The organism is Corynebacterium sp. c8Ua_99 (assembly GCF_039907185.1).
Classification (GTDB): domain Bacteria; phylum Actinomycetota; class Actinomycetes; order Mycobacteriales; family Mycobacteriaceae; genus Corynebacterium; species Corynebacterium jeikeium_D.
Map to the genome: position 1 here is coordinate 52,499 of NZ_JASBOG010000002.1, position 18,706 is coordinate 71,204.

At 56.9% G+C, this 18,706-nt stretch carries 14 protein-coding genes and 1 pseudogene; 3 read left to right on the forward strand and 12 right to left on the reverse strand.

Annotated features, from left to right (window positions below; all coding sequences use genetic code 11):
* Positions 1-77 precede the first annotated feature (77 nt).
* From brnQ to QKE19_RS01615, 5 genes and pseudogenes are all read right to left on the reverse strand, one after another.
* Entirely contained in the window at positions 78-1,481 is a 1,404-nt protein-coding gene (brnQ, locus tag QKE19_RS01595; RefSeq protein ID WP_070549801.1) for a branched-chain amino acid transport system II carrier protein, read from the reverse strand.
* 468 nt (positions 1,482-1,949) lie between these two features.
* Positions 1,950-3,641, reverse strand: coding sequence for a phosphoenolpyruvate--protein phosphotransferase (ptsP, locus tag QKE19_RS01600; protein WP_049189586.1), 1,692 nt, complete (start codon positions 3,639-3,641; stop codon positions 1,950-1,952).
* Positions 3,642-3,729: 88 nt separating this feature from the next.
* A complete protein-coding gene (locus QKE19_RS01605) occupies positions 3,730-3,996 on the reverse strand; it encodes an HPr family phosphocarrier protein (RefSeq protein WP_224433282.1) in 267 nt (88 codons plus the stop codon).
* Between the two features lie 177 nt (positions 3,997-4,173).
* Positions 4,174-5,013, reverse strand: a pseudogene (locus QKE19_RS01610) (PRD domain-containing protein); the annotation flags it as partial.
* A gap of 41 nt (positions 5,014-5,054) precedes the next feature.
* Positions 5,055-7,175 (reverse strand): glucose PTS transporter subunit IIA, encoded by a 2,121-nt coding sequence (locus QKE19_RS01615; protein ID WP_049189584.1) that lies wholly within the window; start codon positions 7,173-7,175, stop codon positions 5,055-5,057.
* Positions 7,176-7,436: 261 nt separating this feature from the next.
* Between QKE19_RS01615 and QKE19_RS01620 the strand changes: the two genes are divergently transcribed.
* Both QKE19_RS01620 and QKE19_RS01625 read left to right on the forward strand, forming a co-directional pair.
* Positions 7,437-8,354: a 2-dehydropantoate 2-reductase gene (locus tag QKE19_RS01620; RefSeq protein WP_049189583.1), complete on the forward strand. Its 918-nt coding sequence runs from the start codon at positions 7,437-7,439 to the stop codon at positions 8,352-8,354.
* Positions 8,355-8,406: 52 nt separating this feature from the next.
* The gene (locus QKE19_RS01625; protein WP_070438607.1) at positions 8,407-9,024 is read left to right on the forward strand and encodes a DNA-3-methyladenine glycosylase I; all 618 of its coding nucleotides are present in this window, start codon (positions 8,407-8,409) and stop codon (positions 9,022-9,024) included.
* An 83-nt stretch (positions 9,025-9,107) separates the two neighbouring features.
* Here QKE19_RS01625 and QKE19_RS01630 read toward each other — a convergent pair whose 3' ends face one another.
* The 6 genes from QKE19_RS01630 to glnA (QKE19_RS01655) form a co-directional block, all read right to left on the reverse strand.
* A complete protein-coding gene (locus QKE19_RS01630) occupies positions 9,108-9,800 on the reverse strand; it encodes a YtxH domain-containing protein (protein WP_347890199.1) in 693 nt (230 codons plus the stop codon).
* Positions 9,801-10,109: 309 nt separating this feature from the next.
* Positions 10,110-10,400 (reverse strand): PspC domain-containing protein, encoded by a 291-nt coding sequence (locus QKE19_RS01635; protein ID WP_049170200.1) that lies wholly within the window; start codon positions 10,398-10,400, stop codon positions 10,110-10,112.
* A 52-nt stretch (positions 10,401-10,452) separates the two neighbouring features.
* On the reverse strand, positions 10,453-10,647 hold the full coding sequence (locus tag QKE19_RS01640) for a PspC domain-containing protein (RefSeq protein WP_048732581.1): 195 nt from the start codon (positions 10,645-10,647) through the stop codon (positions 10,453-10,455).
* A 160-nt stretch (positions 10,648-10,807) separates the two neighbouring features.
* On the reverse strand, positions 10,808-12,265 hold the full coding sequence (glnA, locus tag QKE19_RS01645) for a type I glutamate--ammonia ligase (RefSeq protein WP_048732579.1): 1,458 nt from the start codon (positions 12,263-12,265) through the stop codon (positions 10,808-10,810).
* Positions 12,266-12,337: 72 nt separating this feature from the next.
* Positions 12,338-13,510 (reverse strand): tyramine oxidase subunit B, encoded by a 1,173-nt coding sequence (locus QKE19_RS01650; RefSeq protein ID WP_048732577.1) that lies wholly within the window; start codon positions 13,508-13,510, stop codon positions 12,338-12,340.
* Between the two features lie 958 nt (positions 13,511-14,468).
* Positions 14,469-15,905 (reverse strand): type I glutamate--ammonia ligase, encoded by a 1,437-nt coding sequence (glnA, locus tag QKE19_RS01655; protein ID WP_048732575.1) that lies wholly within the window; start codon positions 15,903-15,905, stop codon positions 14,469-14,471.
* A gap of 404 nt (positions 15,906-16,309) precedes the next feature.
* Here glnA (QKE19_RS01655) and QKE19_RS01660 point away from each other — a divergent pair, with 404 nt between their 5' ends.
* Positions 16,310-16,828, forward strand: coding sequence for an RDD family protein (locus QKE19_RS01660; protein WP_016423046.1), 519 nt, complete (start codon positions 16,310-16,312; stop codon positions 16,826-16,828).
* 2 nt (positions 16,829-16,830) lie between these two features.
* On the opposite strand, the gene QKE19_RS01665 is transcribed toward QKE19_RS01660, so the two are convergent.
* On the reverse strand, positions 16,831-18,450 hold the full coding sequence (locus QKE19_RS01665; RefSeq protein WP_172954657.1) for an aspartate:alanine exchanger family transporter: 1,620 nt from the start codon (positions 18,448-18,450) through the stop codon (positions 16,831-16,833).
* Positions 18,451-18,706: the final 256 nt, after the last annotated feature.

The window sequence follows — 18,706 nt, forward strand, 5'->3', positions numbered from 1 at the left end:
CAATCCTTGTTCGGATGGAATTTACTTCTCTAGCGTGCGGTATTTACGTTATGCAACGCAAATAACCGGGTGTGGTTTTACGCCTTTTCGGCTACCTCTTCTGCAACGGTCTCGTCGGCAAGCACACTCGCCGGGCGATTTGCGCGCTGCTTTCGCGTGACGACGTCAATTGCGTATCCGATCACCGTCGCTGCCAGAGTCGGCAGGAACCATCCGAACTCGATGGTCTGACCAGGTACGAGACTGAGGAAGTCCGCCAAAGCAGAACCACCGACACCCAAACCGGAGAGTACTGAGATACCCGACCAGATGGTGGCAACCCAGACGCCCAGGCGGTAGGTGTAATGCAGCTTGAAGGAGTAGGAAATGACCGGGTCGAGAAGAGTCAGTGCAATCAGAGTGATAGCCGGCGGGTAAATAAAGGTGATAATCGGCGCGGCAATCGCCAGTACCTGAGACAGCCCCTGTGTTGCCATTACGAAGGACATGACCGTGAAGATAATCGCCCAGGCCTTGTAACTGATGCCCGGAAGTAGCAGGTTGAAGAACTCGCTGGTGGCGGCAATCAGGCCGACAGCGGTGGTCATACATGCGAGCAGAACGATGAGGCCGAAGACAATCTGTCCGACCTGGCCCATGGCCAGCTTGGAAGCCTCTGCGAGAATGCCCGAGCCGTTATCGAAGGAGGCGGCATTCGGCAGCACCTGGCCGACATAGCCCAGACCCAAGTAGATGATGGCCAGCAAAATGCCGGCGAACAGGCCTGAGATCATTGTGCCGCGAACCATACGCTTGCCCTCTGGGACACCGCTGACGCGGAGGGCAGAAATGACAATAATGCCGAATGCCAGGCCGGCGATGGAGTCCATGGTGAGGTAGCCCTCGACTAGGCCGGAGGCAAATGGGGTAGAGGAGTACTTCTCAATTGGCGCAGCTGGAGCGGCATCGAATTTGAATGCCGACATTCCAACCAATACAACCAAGAGAATCAGCAGAGCCGGAGTGAGAATCTTGCCCAGTTTGGACACAATCTCATTCGGATTCCACGCCAATGCTAAGGCGATACCGAAGAAAACAAAGTAGAAGGCCGCAGCGACGGCCAGTGAATCACTGCCGAAAATCGGCTGGACACCGGTTTCGTACGACACGGCACCGGTACGCGGCAGAGCGTAGAAAGCACCGATGGAAAGGTATGCGATTACCGGGAAGCCCAAGGAAAAGATGCGGCCTGCGCGAAACGCTAGGTCACGCAGGTTGTTGCCTGAAATGGCGATGGCGATGATGGCCAGAACTGGCAACGCCACACCGGTGAGCAGGAAGCCGGTGATTGAGGGGCCAAAATTGGTACCGGAATCCACTCCGAGCTTCGGCGGGAAGATGAGGTTGCCCGCGCCGAAGAACATCGAAAACAGCATGAGAGCTGTAACAACGATAATGGAAGCGAAAGACTTCGGGGACTCCACTCCGCTCGACTTGGTCATGAGAATTGTGTTCTTTCTAAATTAGTGTCGCCCGTAAGGTCAAGGGCGATGCTGCAAGCTGCTGTGGCGACGCCGTTGTTGCCTGTGCTGCGGTGGCGCAAACGCCCGTTACAGCAGCGCAATTGCAGTTCGTGTGCCCATGTAGATGAAAGGCCACGATGTCGAAAACTGACACTCTTAATGTGAAATTGTGAATTTTCACGGGCTGGGTGGAGCCTGATGCGTGAATTAAGTTGCGGCTTGTATGAGCCGTCTTTATTTGAATTATTAAGGGGCTTCGACGGCGTTGGTGGTGCCGACGAAGGCACTCTATTTATCCTAATGGGGCGTTCGAGAGAGGGAAAATCAAGAAATTTCCCAGAAAGTTTGCTGCCTGTGATGGGGCAGCGAACAAAAGAGAAAGAGCCTGGCGCACACGTTTACGCTGACAGCGTGTGTACGCCAGGCTTAGTACTAATTCCGTCTGCTCTACAGCAGATCCTTCACTTTCGGATCCACCAGCGCGGTCACTGCGGCCTTCGCATCGGCTGCAGTTTCGGCATCGACAGCGTATGCTGCCATCTGCTGGCAGGTAGCGCGGTCGTGGAGGCGGAGAGCGGCGCGGACGGCCGGCACCTTCTTGGAAGCCATGGACAGCGAGCTCACGCCGAGTCCCACCAGGACCAGTGCCAGCAGCGGGTCACCGCCGGCTTCACCGCAGACACTAATGGGCTTGCCGGTAGCATTGCCGCCCTTGCATGCGGACTTAATCATTTGCAGCACAGCCGGCTGCCATGGCGATAGGAGATCCGCCAGAGCCCCCTGCATACGGTCGGCCGCCATAGTGTACTGCGACAAGTCGTTAGTACCAATGGAGGCAAAGTCCACAATGGACAGCAGCTGCTTCGCGCGAATTGCTGCTGCGGGGACCTCAATCATGATGCCGACCTTCGGCAGGCCACGCTCCCGTGCCTTGTCTGCAAACCACTTTGTTTCTTCGACCGTTGCGATCATCGGAGCCATAACCCGCAGGTCAGCCTTACGGCCGGTGGCGTCAAACGCAGCGGCGAGTGCATCCAGCTGCGTATCCAGCAAATCTTCCCGAGCCTGCGACAGGCGCAGTCCGCGGCGACCCAGCGCCGGGTTTTCTTCCTCGCCTAGGTCGGCAAAGCTCAGCGGCTTATCCGCACCCGCATCCAGCGTGCGCACAACCACGCGTCGCTCACCGAATGCCTTCAGCACACGAGTGTAGGTTTCCGTTTGTTCCTCCAAACTCGGAGCCTTGTCGCGGTCGAGGAAAAGGAACTCAGTACGGAACAGGCCGGTGCCCTCATTGTCCTGCGCTGCTGCAGACTCACCATCCTCCGCCGTACCAATGTTGGCCAGCAGATTCACGGGGTACCCATCAGCGGTCTTGCCTGCGCCCACAGACTGCGCCAGGGCTGCTTCCCGGCGTCGAGCGCGCTCTTCCAACGCGGCGACCTCATCGGCGGTCGGATTCGCAATTACCTCACCGGCGCCGCCGTCAATGGCGACGAAGGTACCGGCCTCGAGTTCCATGACGCCCTTCGCCTTAACGACGGCTGGAATGCCCAGCTGTGCTGCGAGGATAGCCGTGTGACTGGTCGGCCCGCCACCGGCGGTGGCAATGCCTACGACCAACCCGGGGTCAAGACCCACGGTTTCGGCGGGCGCGAGATCGTCGGCAAGCAGAATAGTTGGGGTGGAGACATCCGGGACGCCCGGTTTTGGCAGGCCACGCAGCTCGCAAATTGTGCGGTCGCGAACATCGTAGAGGTCGGTGACACGTTCAGCCATGTAGCCACCGAGACTGGTTAGGAGCTGCGCGTAGTCTTCAACGGCATCGTGAACGGCCTGGGTGATGCCGGAGCCCGCCTTGAGTTTCTTCACCACGGCCTTGGCGAGCGCCCTATCGGAAGCCAGTTGCGCAGTGGCCTCCAGAATCGGGCGTGCCTGCGGGCTGGAGTGCTCAGCCTGCTTCTTCAGCGACTCTGCGACGTTGGCCATCGCCGCGCGGACGCGCTCACCATCGGCGACGGGATCGGTCGACGACGGCTCTTGAGTATCAACTCCCGGGGCGGGGAGTACCTTTACTACTTCAGCGCTGGCCGTACCGGTCGAGACACCGATGCCATAGATGACAGTGTGCTGCTCGTTCATTGCTTCCGATCTCCTTTTCGGGACCTCTGCGGGGATACTCGTCGGTCGTGGTGTGCCGTGGTGTTATCCAGGAGCGTTCTAGCTGGGCTTACTCGGCATCAAGGTCGCGCTCGAGCATGGCTGCAAGCTCGTCCAGAGCTGCAGCTGCGGAGTCGTCCTCGCAGCTCAGCGTGACTTCGTCGCCGTGCTTAGCGCCGAGGGTCATGACCTCCAGGATCGAGGCGGCATCGGCCTCTTCGTCGTCAAGGGAAATGACAATGTCGTAGTCGTACTCAGCAGCAGCCTGAGTGAACAGGGAAGCCGGGCGAGCGTGCAGGCCTACGGAGGAACCGATGGTAGCGGTACGAGTAATCATGGTTGAATCCTTTCGGGTCGAATATGTGAAATGTTCTGACTCAGGCACAGTGCCTGTACATCCCACCGCGGGTGCGCCGCCCGCTGGTGCTTGCTTAGCATCAACGTCGCGAACGCTCCGGGAAACCCTGGAGGCGGTGGGAGATACAGCCGCTGCCTGCACAATGCGTGCAATGTGCAGGGTGAGGTAGGAAACTTCGTCTTCCGTCAACCCCGACCCCAGACGCAGTTCAATGACTGCGGAGATACGCTGTGCGCAGCGAAACGCCTCTGGGGCGGAGTCACGGATGGCCTGGCCAATAGCGGAGGAGTGATCTTTCAACTGCTCATGCTTGGCAATCCGGACGAACAGGTAGCGCAGGTGTGTGATGAAGCGCCCCACATTGACAGTCTCTGGCTCCAGCGTGATGCCAAAATCACTTTCAATGATTGTGAGCAGCTGCTGCAGGACGCCCGTCATGGTGTAGGTGAAGCTCAAATCACCCGTGGCAAACCCGGCGTTGACCAGGTGCAACGTAATAGCCACTGCTTCGGAACGGGGCAATGGTGCTATACGACGGTCATTGAGAGCGCGATTGATATGCGACAAAATCGCCTGCGCCTGCGCGTATTCTTCACTATAAAGTTGGCTGACTTCCGCGAGCAGCGGGTAATCTGCTCGCTGCCCGTTAGCTGCCCTCATGATGGCGAAACCAATGTGATCGGCTAACGCCACAAGGAGGGAAGCGTTCTTCGTCATTGATTCCGGCAGGCCGGCTGCGGTTACCGCATCGGTCACAAGAGTCATGTGAGCCAGCGGAATTTCTGTGAGCATCGTGGCAATATGGTCCGGATCACGGCCTTCCGCTGGGACAAAGATGCGAACAACTTTGCTCGAATCAACCGGCTGCCCCGGGCGGGCCTTGAAGCCAATGCCGCGGCCGGTGATGATTTTCTCGCCGGTCGCGTCCTTGGCCAGAACCACGTTGTTATTGAATACTCTCAGGATTTCCATGTCGGTAACCGTGAACTCCTCCATAAGTTGAGGGATTTCAGGCCGGTATGCCTTCTAGAAATCAATTATGGCTGAACTTCGATGACCGTGTCGCCGGCTTGGACGGAGATGCCGGTGACCGGGGAAACCTTGGTCAGCTTCTTGGTATTGGTGATGGTCATCAGTGTCGTGGTTGGGTAGCCAGCTTCCTTGACCTTGTCGAAATCGACCTCGGCAAGAACATCGCCGGCCTCGACGTGCTGCTTCTTGGAAACCTGGACATCGAAGCCTTCACCGGCCATCTTGACCGTGTCGATACCGACGTGGACGAGTACCTCTACACCGTCATCGGTCTTAATACCGAAGGCGTGACCGGTCTTTGCCACAGTCATCAACGTGCCCGATACGGGTGCGACCACGGTAGAACTGGTCGGCTTGATACCGACACCGTCACCGAGAGCACCGGAGGCAAAGACCGCGTCGCCGGCCTCGGCAAGGCTGACAACCTCACCGGCAACCGGGGCCTGCACCTGTACAGGCTTGGTATCAACGGCAGTTGCGACACCACCGGCGCCAGCTGCCGCAGCAGCCGGTGCGGCAGCCTCGGCGTTGGTACCAGCGTCACCGGAAGCCTCAGCTGGAGCCGAATCGGAGCCACTGGTGGCAGCGTGTGGGGTGGCGTCGCTGGGTTCGTCGTCAAGCTCTGCGGCGCGTGCGGCCTCGGCCTCAGCCTTCTCTTCCGGCGTGCGGTAGTCGGTGAGAATGATGGCGAACATGGCGACGAAGAATGCCACGGCGACGGAAATCAGGTAGACCCACATCGGTTTGAACACGACAGTGGTGATGAGGGAGGTGAAGACGAAGGCGTTGGTTGTCACACCACCGAACGGAGCCGACAGGATGGCGATAGTCAGACCGCCGGCAAAACAACCGAGCAGCATGCGTGGGTAGATCCGCTTGAAGCGCAGGTGAATACCGTAGAGGGACGGCTCGGAGATACCACCGAAGAGACCGGCAGCGAGTGCACCCGTTGCAGTTTGGCGCATCTGAGTGTCGTGGTCGCGCATGGAAAGAACCAGCACACCGGCAGTTGCTCCGAAGCAGGCGAAGTTCCAGGCACCCATCGGGCCTTGGATGAAGTCGTAGCCGAGAGTCTGGATATTGACCAGCATCAGCGCATTCAGTGGCCAGTGCAGACCCAGTGGCACCAGGAACGGGTAGAGCATCGGGATGAGAATTGCGAACACAAACGGTGCGTTCGAGTTCATCCATGCCAGGCCGGAGCCGATGCCGTTACCCAGCCAGATTCCCAGTGGGCCGATGAGGAAAGCGGTCAGCGGAATCATAATCAACATGGAGATAAACGGCACGAAGACCATCTGCACATTCTCCGGGAAGATCTTCTTCAAACCGTGGTAGACCACTGCCAGGATGGCGACCATGATCAGCGGTACAAAGACCTGTCCGCCGTAGTCATTGAGCTGCATTGGCAGGCCGAAGATGTTGGCGGTGAAAGTTTCGGTACCGAGTTCCTCGTTGACTGTCTTGATGGTGTCCGAGAAGCGATCGGTATCCTGCAGACTCATAAACTCCGGCGTCATTAGGGCAGCCATGATGGCTGCGCCCAGCCATGGATCTACCCGCAGCTTCTTCGCTGCGTTGTAGGCGACCATGATTGGCAGGAAGTAGAAGACGCTGCGCCACATGGCGTCAACAAAGATCCAAGTAGCGGACTTATCCTCAGCGCGGAAGTCGACGATGTTCAGACCGTCGAGAACCGCGGCAATAGCGATAATCAGCGATGCGCCCAACAGCACGCCCAGGATTGGGCGGAACGAATCGGAGAGGTACTCGAAGAAGTTGTCCAACCAGGAGTACTTGCCGCGTGCCTTCGAGCGAGCTTCTGCCTTAACGTCTGCGTCGGACTTAGTGGCGACTGCGCCGGCGCCCTTCATTTCCGGTAGATGCTTAATTGCCGTGTACATCGATTCGACGCCACCGCCACAGATGACCTGGTAGCGGTTATCGCCCTGGTGAACGACACCGAGTACGCCCGGCACCTTGTCAATCTTGTCCTCGTTGATCTTGGAGACATCACCGAGTTCAAAACGCAGACGCGTCGCACAGTGCGTCATGCTTGTGATGTTTCCGGGTCCACCGAGGTTTTCAACTATTGCCCTCGCGCTGGAATCTTTTGACGACCCCATCGTGACCTTCCTTCACAGTAAGCAGGGCCGTTAAACGCAAAAAGACCCGAGGCGCCACAAACTGTGGGCCTCAGGTCTTGCCTCAAAAGAGTAACAACCCTGGGTTGATATCTATTAATTTCGACCCTACTCCGCTTTACATAGTTTTGACAAGGTAGTAAATCAAGCTCAAATTTCACATTTGGGGATAGCCTGGATTGCCTGTGGACAACCGCATGCAACCTATTTCGCGCTCAGTGCGGAAGTCGTAAGGTGGCAGCTATGAGGATTGGAGTTTTAGGTGTAGGAGCTGTCGGCGGCTGGTTTGGCGGTCGCCTCGTGCAAGCGGGTTATGATGTCGTCTTTCTCGCCCGCGGCGAGACCCTGACACGTCTTCGTGAGGTGGGGCTCACGCTTATCGACGAGCACGGGGAACGCAGCATTATCCCCGTCAAAGCAGCCGACAATTGGGGTGAACTCACTGCCGATGGCGTCGACGTCGATGTTGTGATTGCAGCAACCAAGGCGCTGCCGGGCAACGATCCTTTCCCGCAAGTTCCGGCTGGTGCAGCAGTGGTGACCACCCATAACTCGGTGGAAATCCCTTATTTGGCAGCGGGGCGGTTCGGTGAGGACAAGGTGTTCCCGGGTGTTATCCGCGGTTTCTTTATCCACACTGGCCCGGCAGAAGTCACCTTCCGACCAGGACCGATGAGCCTGAACATCGGCACATTCGATGACTCCACTAATGACCTGGTCGGGGCAGTTATCGAGGCATTGCACATGGCTGGGCTCGGTGGCGAACAGCTCCCGGATATCTGGGTCGATATCTGGGCAAAAGCGATGTTCGTGGCTAACCTCGGTGCCCTAGGTGCCCTGGCTGATAGTCCGATTGGTTACTTGCGTTCGGAAATGCGCGACAGCTTGACGCGGATGTTTGAAGAAACCGAGGCAGTCGGTCGAGCCTGCGGCGTTGCGCTGCCAGAGGACATCGTGTCGCGGACCTTGGCCTTTACTGATGCTCAAGGGTACGACAACACCTCGTCGATGCAGCGCGACTACACCGCGGGACTTACCAATGAGCTCGATGCCCAGATTGGCGCAATCCGCCGGATGGGGCAGAAGGCGAAAGTGGAAACGCCGACGCTGGATCTGGTGTATGGCGCTCTGGTTGGGCGTCAACACAAGCATAAGAATTAAGACCTGCGGTGCTCAGCTAAGTCAAACCGGAATTGGGGGATTGGAAAGACTGATGAAAATTGGATCGGACTACACGGAAAACAATGGGCTCATCATCGGTGAGGATGGATTGGCTCGACCGGCATGGGCTGCTCACAGTGAGCTGCTGAGAGAGTACTACGACACCGAGTGGGGGATGCCGGTGCGCGATGAGCAAGGACTATTCGAACGGCTCAGCCTGGAGGTATTTCAGGCGGGGTTGTCGTGGGAGACAGTGCTGAAGAAGCGGCCCGCGTTTCAGGAAGCCTTCGCGAACTTCGACCCCGATGCGGTTGCTGATTTCGATGACGAAGATGTCGAAAGATTGATGAATGATGAACGAATCATTCGGAATCACAGGAAGATTACCGCGGTAATCAATAACGCCGCGGCGACGATTGCTCTGCGTGAAAACGGAGGCTTAGCCGAGTTGATGTGGTCGTTTAAACCGGAGAAGTCTCCCGAGCCACGTTCAATCGAAGAGGTGCCCAGCTACTCCGAGGAGTCCAAGGCGCTTGCCAAGGCATTGAAGAAAGCTGGTTTTAAGTTCGTAGGCCCCACCACGGTCCTTGCATCAATGGCTGCCGTGGGGATTGTCGATATCAACATTGTTGGCGCACATCGGCGCGGTGCCTCTGGCGTTTTTGACTAGGGGAAAGGGGGATTTAACTAGCTAGGGGGAAAGAAAAAGAGCGTGCCACCCGGCACGCTCAAAATCTTTCGGTTCGTGTAGAACTACTTGTTCTCGTAGGAGTCGGAGTAGTTCTGGCCGTCCTCAGAGGTCCACTTCATGGTGTCCTTAGTGAACGGCTGCTCCCAGCCGTTTTCAATCTCCGACTCCGGTGCGGTCGGCAGACCAATCTCGTTTGCCAGTGCACCGTTGGCAACCCAGGTCTCGCGAATCTTACCGATCAGCGGCTGTGCACCATTAGTCTCTGGGGACTCAACGAAGGTGACGTTCTCGTATTCAGCGGCAACCGCGTCGCCGACCTTCTTAGCGGACTTGAACTCGCCAGCCTCAGAATCGTACGGGGAGGTGAAGGAAGAAGCTGCCTCGGTGATGGACTCAGGCAGGTCAGCCTCTGCCACATCCTCGCCAGCAGCGTCGCCCAGCCCCAGACCGTTCATAGCCTCGTTAGCCTTGTCCTTAGCGCCATCAGCAGCCTCGCCAGCCTTGTCCTTAGCGCCATCAGCAGCCTCGCCAGCCTTGTCCTTAGCGCCATCAGCAGCCTCGCCAGCCTTGTCCTTAGCTCCGTCCATAGCGTCGCCAGCCTTATCAGTGGCGTCGGTTGCTACCTGGCCCGCCTGATCCTTGGCGTTGTTAGCAGCATCCTGTGCATCATCGGAAGAACATGCAGCCAGGCCGCCGAGTAGGGCGGCGGAGCCGACGATTGCGGTAGCGATACGGGTCATCTTCTTGTTCTGCATTTCAAAACCACTTTCTTGAGAGCTAACTAAGTTACCTATTCAATTATTGGCATCTTCCACTATTCGCCAGAATTAAATTCAAAGAGAAATTGACAATTCTTTTGAATATCAGGCATTGGAAGAGGGCGTGGCTTTAAAGCCGTACAGAAGGAACACTAGGTAATTCTGAGGCTTGCGCAAGTCAAATAGCGTGAATCTGTGCACTCTATGCACTATTTGTTACCGAATTTGCGTGATTGCGAAATTGGAATAGTGCTGGTGAGGGCGTTGCGAGTAACGGAAAGGTATCAATCTTATTAAGCTTGACGTTTATTGCTTATTTTCTTTCCCTGCGGGGTTGGAGCCGCGAGCATCGTCGTCAAGCGTGTACTCGCCATCTGGCAGGACGAACCAGGCCAAGAGGTAAAGAGCTAGGAACCCAGCGCCAATCTTCCAGCCAATCATCGATCCAACGCAGGGAAGGATGATGTAGACCATTCGTGTGAAAGTGATATCCCAGCCTTGGCTTTCCGCGATTCCTGCGAGGACGCCACCGAGGAGGCGGTCATTACGCGAGCGGTAAGTTTTCTTGGTGGACTTTTCGGGAGCGGCGTCGCTCATCAGATAAAAACTCCAAGGTATGGCTATTTAGGCATTTTTCGGTCGACCGCGCTTATACGTAAGTTTCCTTCGGCATGATAATCCATGCTGCGAGGTAGAGAAGAAACTGCGGACCAGGCATCAGGAAAGACGCGACAAATATAACGCGCAGCAAAGTCGCATCCCAGTTGAAATACTCAGCGAATCCACCGAGCACACCTGCAACCATTTTGTTATTGGTGGAACGGGTCAGTGACTTGTTGTTCATAACAATCAAGGGTAGCCCTGATCCGTCTAGTTCGCAGTGGTGCTAGCTCTACTAAATGTGCCGACTAAAAAGTATGCCCCAGCTAAAAACACCGCTACCCCAAGACGGTTAGGTGGGGTAGCGGTGTGGGCGTCGTCAAGCGAGCTTTACGGGGCGAATGCTAGCAGTCGTAGTAGAGCTCGAACTCCTGCGTCGTCGGGCGCAGACGTGCCGGCATAATCTCCTGCTCGAACTTGTAGCGGATATGCGCGTCGATGAGATCCTGTGTGAAGACATCGCCGGCAAGCAGGAACTCGTGGTCCTCTTCCAGCGCCTTCAGCGCACCCTCCAGCGAATGCGGGACGGTGGGGACGTCCTTGAGTTCCTCTGGTGGCAGCTCGTAGAGATCCTTGTCAATCGGCTTGCCAGGCTCGATGCGGTTCTTGATGCCGTCGAGACCAGCCATCATTGCGGCGGTGAAAGCCAAGTACGGGTTGCCCGACGGGTCCGGAGCGCGGAACTCGATGCGCTTGGCCTTCGGGTTTGCGCCGGTAATCGGGATTCGGATGGCGGCCGAGCGGTTCTCCTGGCTGTAGACCAAGTTGACGGGAGCCTCGAATCCCGGAACCAGGCGGTGGTAGCTGTTCATTGTCGGGTTGGTGAAAGCCAGGACTGCACCGGCGTGCTTCAAGATGCCGCCAATGTAGTAGCGCGCCATGTCGGACAGGCCACCGTAACCGTTTTCATCGTGGAATAGTGGCTTGCCATCCTTCCACAGTGACTGGTGGATGTGCATACCAGAGCCGCCATCGCCGGCCAACGGCTTCGGCATGAAGGTAGCGGACTTCTGGTTGAACTTGGCGGTGTTCTTCACCACGTACTTGAAAGTCTGCATGTCATCGGCGGCGTGCAGCAGGGTATTGAAACGATAGTTAATCTCCTGCTGACCGCCGGAGCCCATCTCGTGGTGGGAGCGCTCAACATGGAAGCCAACATCCTGCAGGTGCTCGCCGATTTCGTCACGAAGATCCTGCATGTGGTCATACGGAGCAGTAGGGAAGTAGCCGCCTTTGGTGCGCACCTTGTGGCCGAGGTTGCGCGATCCGTCCGGGTTTACCTTCACACCGGAGTTCCACCAGCCCTCAACCGAGTCCACCTCGTGGAATGACTTGTTTGAACTGGAGTCGTAGCGGACGGAGTCGAAGATGTAGAACTCTGCCTCAGCGCCAAAATTACAGGTATCGGCGAAGCCCAGTTCGTTCAGGTAGTTCTCGGCCTTACGGGCAATATTGCGCGGGTCGCGGCTAAATGGCTCGCGGGTGTGCGGGTCATGGACGAAGAACTTCATGTTCAGCGTCTTCGATTTGCGGAACGGGTCGATGAAAGCCGTGTCCAGGTCGGGCAGCAGCATCATGTCGGAGTTATCCACCGAGGTGTAACCCGCAATGGACGATCCGTCGAAGGCAAGGCCCTCGTAAGCGGAGTCCTCATCAAACTCGGATACCGGAACGGTTAGGTGCTGTTCGATGCCGGGAACGTCGGTGAACTGGACGTCTACCCAGCGAATGTCATTGTCCCGGATGTATCGTTGGATTCCTTCCGGAGTTGTCTGGTCACTGCTGGGTTTGAACTTACCCATTGGTAAAACTCGCCTACTTCGCGTCTAGCTTGTTGAGCTTACTAATCGTGTTGTCGAACTTACTGGTCACTACTACTTCAGCAGCGGAACATCCCACAGGTTCAGCTTGGTGCCGATGCCCTTTGCCAGGGCGTTGTCGTAGACATCGGTGGCCCAGGCGACGTCCTCGACTGGCATGCCTCCGATGGAGTAGCAGAAGATTTCCTCGTCGTTCTGGCGACCCGGAGCCTTACCGGAAGCGATATCACCAATGTTGACAAGCTTCTCGGCGGGAAGGGTGCCCTCTTCCTTCATGTCCCACCAGCGGTTACCCGGAATACCGAGCAAGCGCTCATAGGTCACGTCTGGGCCGTTCTCGTTGAACCACTCTTCGTACAGGCCGGTGTAGTCAACGACGAGGTTGCAGTCGTCGGAACGCACGAAGTCGTCGTCGAGGCGTGCAGCGGCCGGCATGAGCAGCAGCGCGCCGGGCTTCAGATACTCCTTCTTGAAGTACGGGAAACCGGCCGGACCATCGGAGGAAGTCGAGGTGCCGGCGATGAGGATGTCGGAGTCGCGGATGGCCTCTTCTTCGGTCTCGACGATACGGACCTCTTCCAGCTGCGGGAACTCGTTCTTAATCCAATCGACAGCCTTCTGAGTCGAGGCCTGGGAGCGGCCCTTGACCTTGACCTTCTTAATGCCCGGACGCTGCGACATGGCAGAGCCGAGAATGGTGCGGCTCATAACACCCGGGCCAATGATGCCAACGACCTCGGCGTCTTCGACGGCAAGGTGCTTGACGCCGACACCCGGAACAGCGCCAGTGCGGTATGCCGACAGGAGGTTTGCCGACATGACAGCCTTCGGGGCACCCGTAATTGCATCGTTGAGAATGAACAGGTGGATCGAACGTGGCAGGTCGTTCTGGCGGTTATCGGCATTGGAGCCGTACCACTTCACACCTGCGCCGTTGAAGCGACCACCGAGGTAAGCGGGCATTGCCATGAAACGACGGTCAGGGCCATTTGCCGGCATACCCTCATGGATTGGGTTATCCGGGAAGTTGATCTGGGCACCGTGGGAGTTAGCGGAAGCACCGGCCATGCGGTAGTCGCCGTCAGCCAGCAGAATCAGGGTTTCTTCCATGGTCTCAACACACTTGGCGAAATCCGTGACACCAGCTTCAACCATGTCCGGTTCGCTGAGGTAGAGAAAATCAATGCGAGTTGAGTTTTCTGGGTTGGCAGCGTTTTCGTTAGTCAAGAATGCTCAAATCCTTCTTAATGTTCATCGGCCACCCTATGCGGCGGCTCTGCTTAAGAAATTCCAGATGCATGCTCTCCAGAATCAATCAAATCGCCTCGGCGTGGGCTCTCGAGTCGCCATTTCCGAGGGGTATGGCGTACCACCATACGGAAAAACCACAGCGTAGGGGCGTTTACGCAGTTTTCAGCACGACATTCCCGCTTTACGACGGTCACAGCGACAGAGCCCAACTTCCGTCAATAAGTTGCCCGTAATAACTACTTCGACATGCACAATTGATACTTTTTGAGAACGATTACAGATGAGTGAATTATCCTCCCACGCATCAATGTTTATGAACTTTGTCACATGTCATTAAGTTGCGACACATTTCTGGTTCAACGGGCGTGATTGCCTGGCATCCTACCTTCGCAGCATGCCCCATCCGCTCTTGGTGTCCGCCCCCTTGCGGTGTCCCTCGCATCCGTCCCTCGTGTTGTCCCTAGCGCCACCCTCGCACGTATGGCCAATTTCCTGGCACTTATCGATGATTTTCCTTGACTTATCGACGATTTTTCGTCACTTATCGACGGCTGTCCGGCACTTATGCGCACGGTATCCTCCCCACCCTGTCACTTGTCGATGCGCTGTTCACTTATGGCCACGATATAGCGCATCGACAAGTGAATATTGCATCGATAAGACTGGGGCGGAGAGTGTGCAACTCTACTCGTGCAGGGGTCGCGGCCCTTTTGTGGTGGTGTATGACCCTGTTCAGGGGAGTGGCCCGGAACCGCGCACAAATTCGTGCTCACATACGCGCGCGTATGCGGGCCCAGGCGCCCGCAGCCAGCATGACCGCAATGAAAAACCGCCTGACCACATTAACTGTGGTCAGGCGGCATCTAACAAGCTCGTTGGGCGGCCATGAGGAGCAATGGGGGGTGCTTGCTGTGGCCGTCGTGAAGCGAAAACTTTAGCAGTCGTAGTACATTTCGTATTCCTGCGGAGTCGGGCGCAGGCGAACCGGTTCGATCTCGTTTTCGTACTTGTAGTCGATGTAGGTCTGGATGAGGTCCTCGGTGAAGACATCGCCCTCGAGCAGGAACTCGTGGTCATTGCGCAGGGCCTCGAGTGCGGCCTCGAGAGAGGTCGGAGCCTGCGGGATGTCGGCAGCTTCCTCCGGCGGGAGCTCGTAGAGATCCTTGTCGACCGGAGCGTGCGGCTCGATGCGGTTCTTCACGCCGTCCAGTCCGGCCATCATCATGGCAGCGAAGCCAAGGTACGGGTTGCCCGACGGGTCCGGGGCGCGGAACTCGATGCGCTTTGCCTTCGGGTTGGAGCCGGTGATCGGAATGCGAACAGCGGCAGAGCGATTGCGCTGCGAGTAGACCAGGTTGATCGGAGCCTCGAAGCCCTTGACCAGGCGGTGGTAGGAGTTCAGGGTCGGGTTGGTGAAGGCCAGTACCGCACCTGCGTGGTGCAGGATGCCGCCGATGTACCAGCGAGCGATGTCCGACAGGCCTGCATAACCGGCCTCATCGTGGAACAGTGGCTTGCCGTCCTTCCACAGCGACTGGTGAGCGTGCATGCCCGAGCCGTTGTCGCCAGCCAGCGGCTTCGGCATAAAGGTGACGGACTTGCCCTCTTCCCAGGCGGTGTTCTTGATGATGTACTTGAAGGTTTGCAGGTCGTCTGCAGCGTGCAACATCGTGTTGAACTTGTAGTTGATCTCCTGCTGGCCACCAGTGCCGACCTCGTGGTGGGCGCGCTCCAGGTCGAAGCCGGCGTCAGCGAGCTTCAGGCACATCTTGTCGCGCAGGTCCTGGTAGTGGTCGTACGGAGCGGTAGGGAAGTAGCCGCCCTTTAGACGGGTCTTGTAACCCAGGTTTGCAGAGCCGTCCGGGTTCTGGTCCTTGCCGCGGTTCCACCAGCCTTCGATGGAATCAACTTCGTAGAAGCCGCGGTTGGTGTCGGTCTCGAACTTGACGTTGTCGAAGATGTAAAACTCCGCCTCAGCGCCGAAGAAGCAGGTGTCGGCGATGCCGGTAGAGATGAGGTATTCCTCCGCCTTCTTCGCGACGTTGCGCGGGTCGCGGGAGAACGGCTCGAGGGTAAACGGATCGTGGACGAAGAACTTGACGTTCAGGGTCTTTGCCTTGCGGAACGGGTCAATGCGCGCGGTGCTCAGGTCGGGCAGCAGTGCCATGTCGGACTCGTCGATGGAAGTGAAACCACGAATCGAGGAACCGTCGAATGCCAGGCCTTCGGCCATCGCGTCCTCGTCAAATGCGGATGCCGGGATGGTGAAGTGCTGCTCGATGCCGGGAACATCCGTGAAGCGGACGTCGACGAACTCGACGCCCTCTTCCTTGATATACGCGACTACTTCCTCGGGAGTTTTGAAGGACATGTGCGGTCTCCTTAGTTGGCCTTGTTTAGTACGCAGTAGGGAATTCTTGCACGATGTTTCGTGCACCTGCCGCGCTGTCAAGGACTGGCCGGTTGACGCCTTCAAGCTTAACGAACCACGCATTCATTCTGGAATTAGAACCACGAATTTCTGGCATGGTGCGTGAGAAATTCGCCAATACGGAACAGGTTACGCAAATAGGGAGCAGGTTATCTATTTGTGGAAACAAGGCAATACCCTGCGCATTCATGTCACACACGCTTTACGACGCGCCTTTAGCTCCCGTGCTGATAAGAAAATGGAAAAGGCGACGCAACATCGCCCCCGGATTACCCCCGCACGCGCTGAATGGCTGTCCCAGCCCGTGATTTGATAGCCGGATTGCTGCATTAGACTATGAACACATGGAAGAAAAGCACAGTTGGCTAGATGGCCCTCAGATTCCGGGAGAGTTCGATAATCCGGACAAGCTCTCGGACTATCCCGGCCAGGCATTGGGTCTTGCCCCCGATGGCCCAGGATCGCAAGCGACGTTGATGCGTCGCGTCGGCGGCATTCTCATTGACTGGATTATTTCCTTGATGATTGCCGGCGCTTTTTCGATGTTCTTCGGCCCGAGCGAGGCGCAGATTGACCAGTTCGGGGATTCGTTTATCGCCTGGCAGTCATTCCTTGCGACCTATTCGCCAGTTGTCTTCCTCATTATTGGCACGGTGTCGGTTTGGCTGTTCGCCCGCACTCCGGGCCAGTGGATGATGAAGATGGGTGTCGCTCGCGTGGACAAGCCCGGCGAGCGAGTTGGCTTTGTTCGTGCCTTCTTCCGCAGCTTGCTTACTCTTTTCTTGCTGCCGCCAGCAATCACCGACTCGGATATGCGCGGCATGCACGACCGTGCCACTGGCACGGCCGTCATTTTGGGTTAGCGCTATAGCACCAACACGACCAGGACCTGGGCGAGAATAATCTTCATGATCATGGCCATTGGATACACCGTTGTGTATCCCATTGCCGGCAACTCGTTCTTGGCCTGGTCGTTGACGTATGAGAGCACTGCCGGGTGAGTCTGCAAGCCCGAGAGGATACCCGCAGTTTGGCCGAATGGAATCTTCAGCACACGGTGACCGACAATGAGGGTCAACAGTGCGGAGCTAAACGCGATGATGGCGGCAAGACCCAGAACTGTCAGTGATGCCGGGTCAGACAACGCAGCCTGGAATCCCTTACCGGCAGTGGTGCCGATACCTGCCAGGAACAGTGCTAGACCCATGGTGCGGAACGCCAGGTTGGCCGAGTAGGGGATAGGCCAGACCAACGGGCCAGTGCGACCGACAGCACCCAGAATCAGCGCCACAACCAGTGGACCACCAGCGGATCCCAGGGCGAGCGAGCTGCCGCCCGGAAGCGGAATCTTGATGAGACCCACCAAGACACCCAGCGTAAGCCCAAGGGTGAGGGGCAAGAGGTTGACGTCGGAAAGCTTCTTGTAGGAGTCGCCGAAGAACTTTGTTGCGTCCTTGATTTTCTCTGGCGGTGCAACTACGCGGACGCGATCACCAAGCTCTAGGCGCATGTTTGGCTCTGCGACGATGTCGTGGTCGCCGCGGCGAATACGCGTAATGATTATGCCGTCCATGCGAGTCTGAAGTTCCGCAATGGGTACACCGACCACGTCAGATGCAGAGACGAAGATGCGACGGAAGTCCAGGCGACCGTCGTGTGTCGGATCACCCGGCATAAGCTCGCCAATGTACTCGGCGGCACGAGCAATTTCTTCCTCTGTACCGACGACGGAAATAATATCGCCGACGGAGACAGTGTCACCCGGAGACGGAATGTAGAGGTGGCCCTTGTACTCAATGCGCGAAACCGTAATGTCCAAACCGAACTTCGACGGAAGGTCAGTGATGGAAGGCAGGTCGTCCTTGAGAATCTTGATGTCCCGAGTATGTAGCGGAAGCGCGGCGACACCTGCGTCAATAGCTTCCTGGTCGTGATCGACGCGGAAGACCTTCGACATAATACCGATAGAGGCAATCACTGCCAGCACGCCGATTGGGTAGGCCAGGGAGTAACCAATCACCGGCATATCGTGGGCAGCGGCCAGCTCGCCCTTATCCGAAATGAGGCTAGGAAGAGCATCGACGATTGCGGCCATAGCCGGGGTGTTGGTCAGGGCGCCTGTGAAGGCGCCTGCGCCCTCCACCGGGTCGATAGGCAAAAACTTGATCAGCAAGAAAGACTCGATAGTGACAACTGCGAGCACACCAATGCCGAACAGGTTGTGCTTGATACCGCGCGAGCGTAACGAGCTGAAGAACTCGGGGCCCGCCTCCAACCCGATGGTGTAGACGAATAATGCCAGGCCCACGATGTAAATCAACGGGGAGATTTGAATTTCCGGCTCAATAGTCGCGAGGATAAGGCCGACGAAGAGGACGGCAGCCACGCCAAGCTTGAAGCCGAAGATCTTGATCTGGCCAATTGCCAGGCCAAGAAACAAAATCACTAGAAGCGCTAAGAGTTCATTTTCAGCCAAGAGTTGCACATATCCCATGGTGGCACAACTAGCAGTAATCTTCATTAAGCATTGTTTCCAGCAAGGATACGACCTTTGCTGACAGCGTGATAAGTGAGAGCAATCACTTCAACAAGACATCAATAACTGTGTGTGAAGACATGGCTTTAGGCATCGTTTTAAAGCTTTAAAGCACAAAAAAAGGGGGCCCGAAAGCCCCTTTTTTCTGCTTCAACCTAGATTGCCCCTCGGCGGGTTGCCCGAGCAACCGACCCTGGTGAAACCT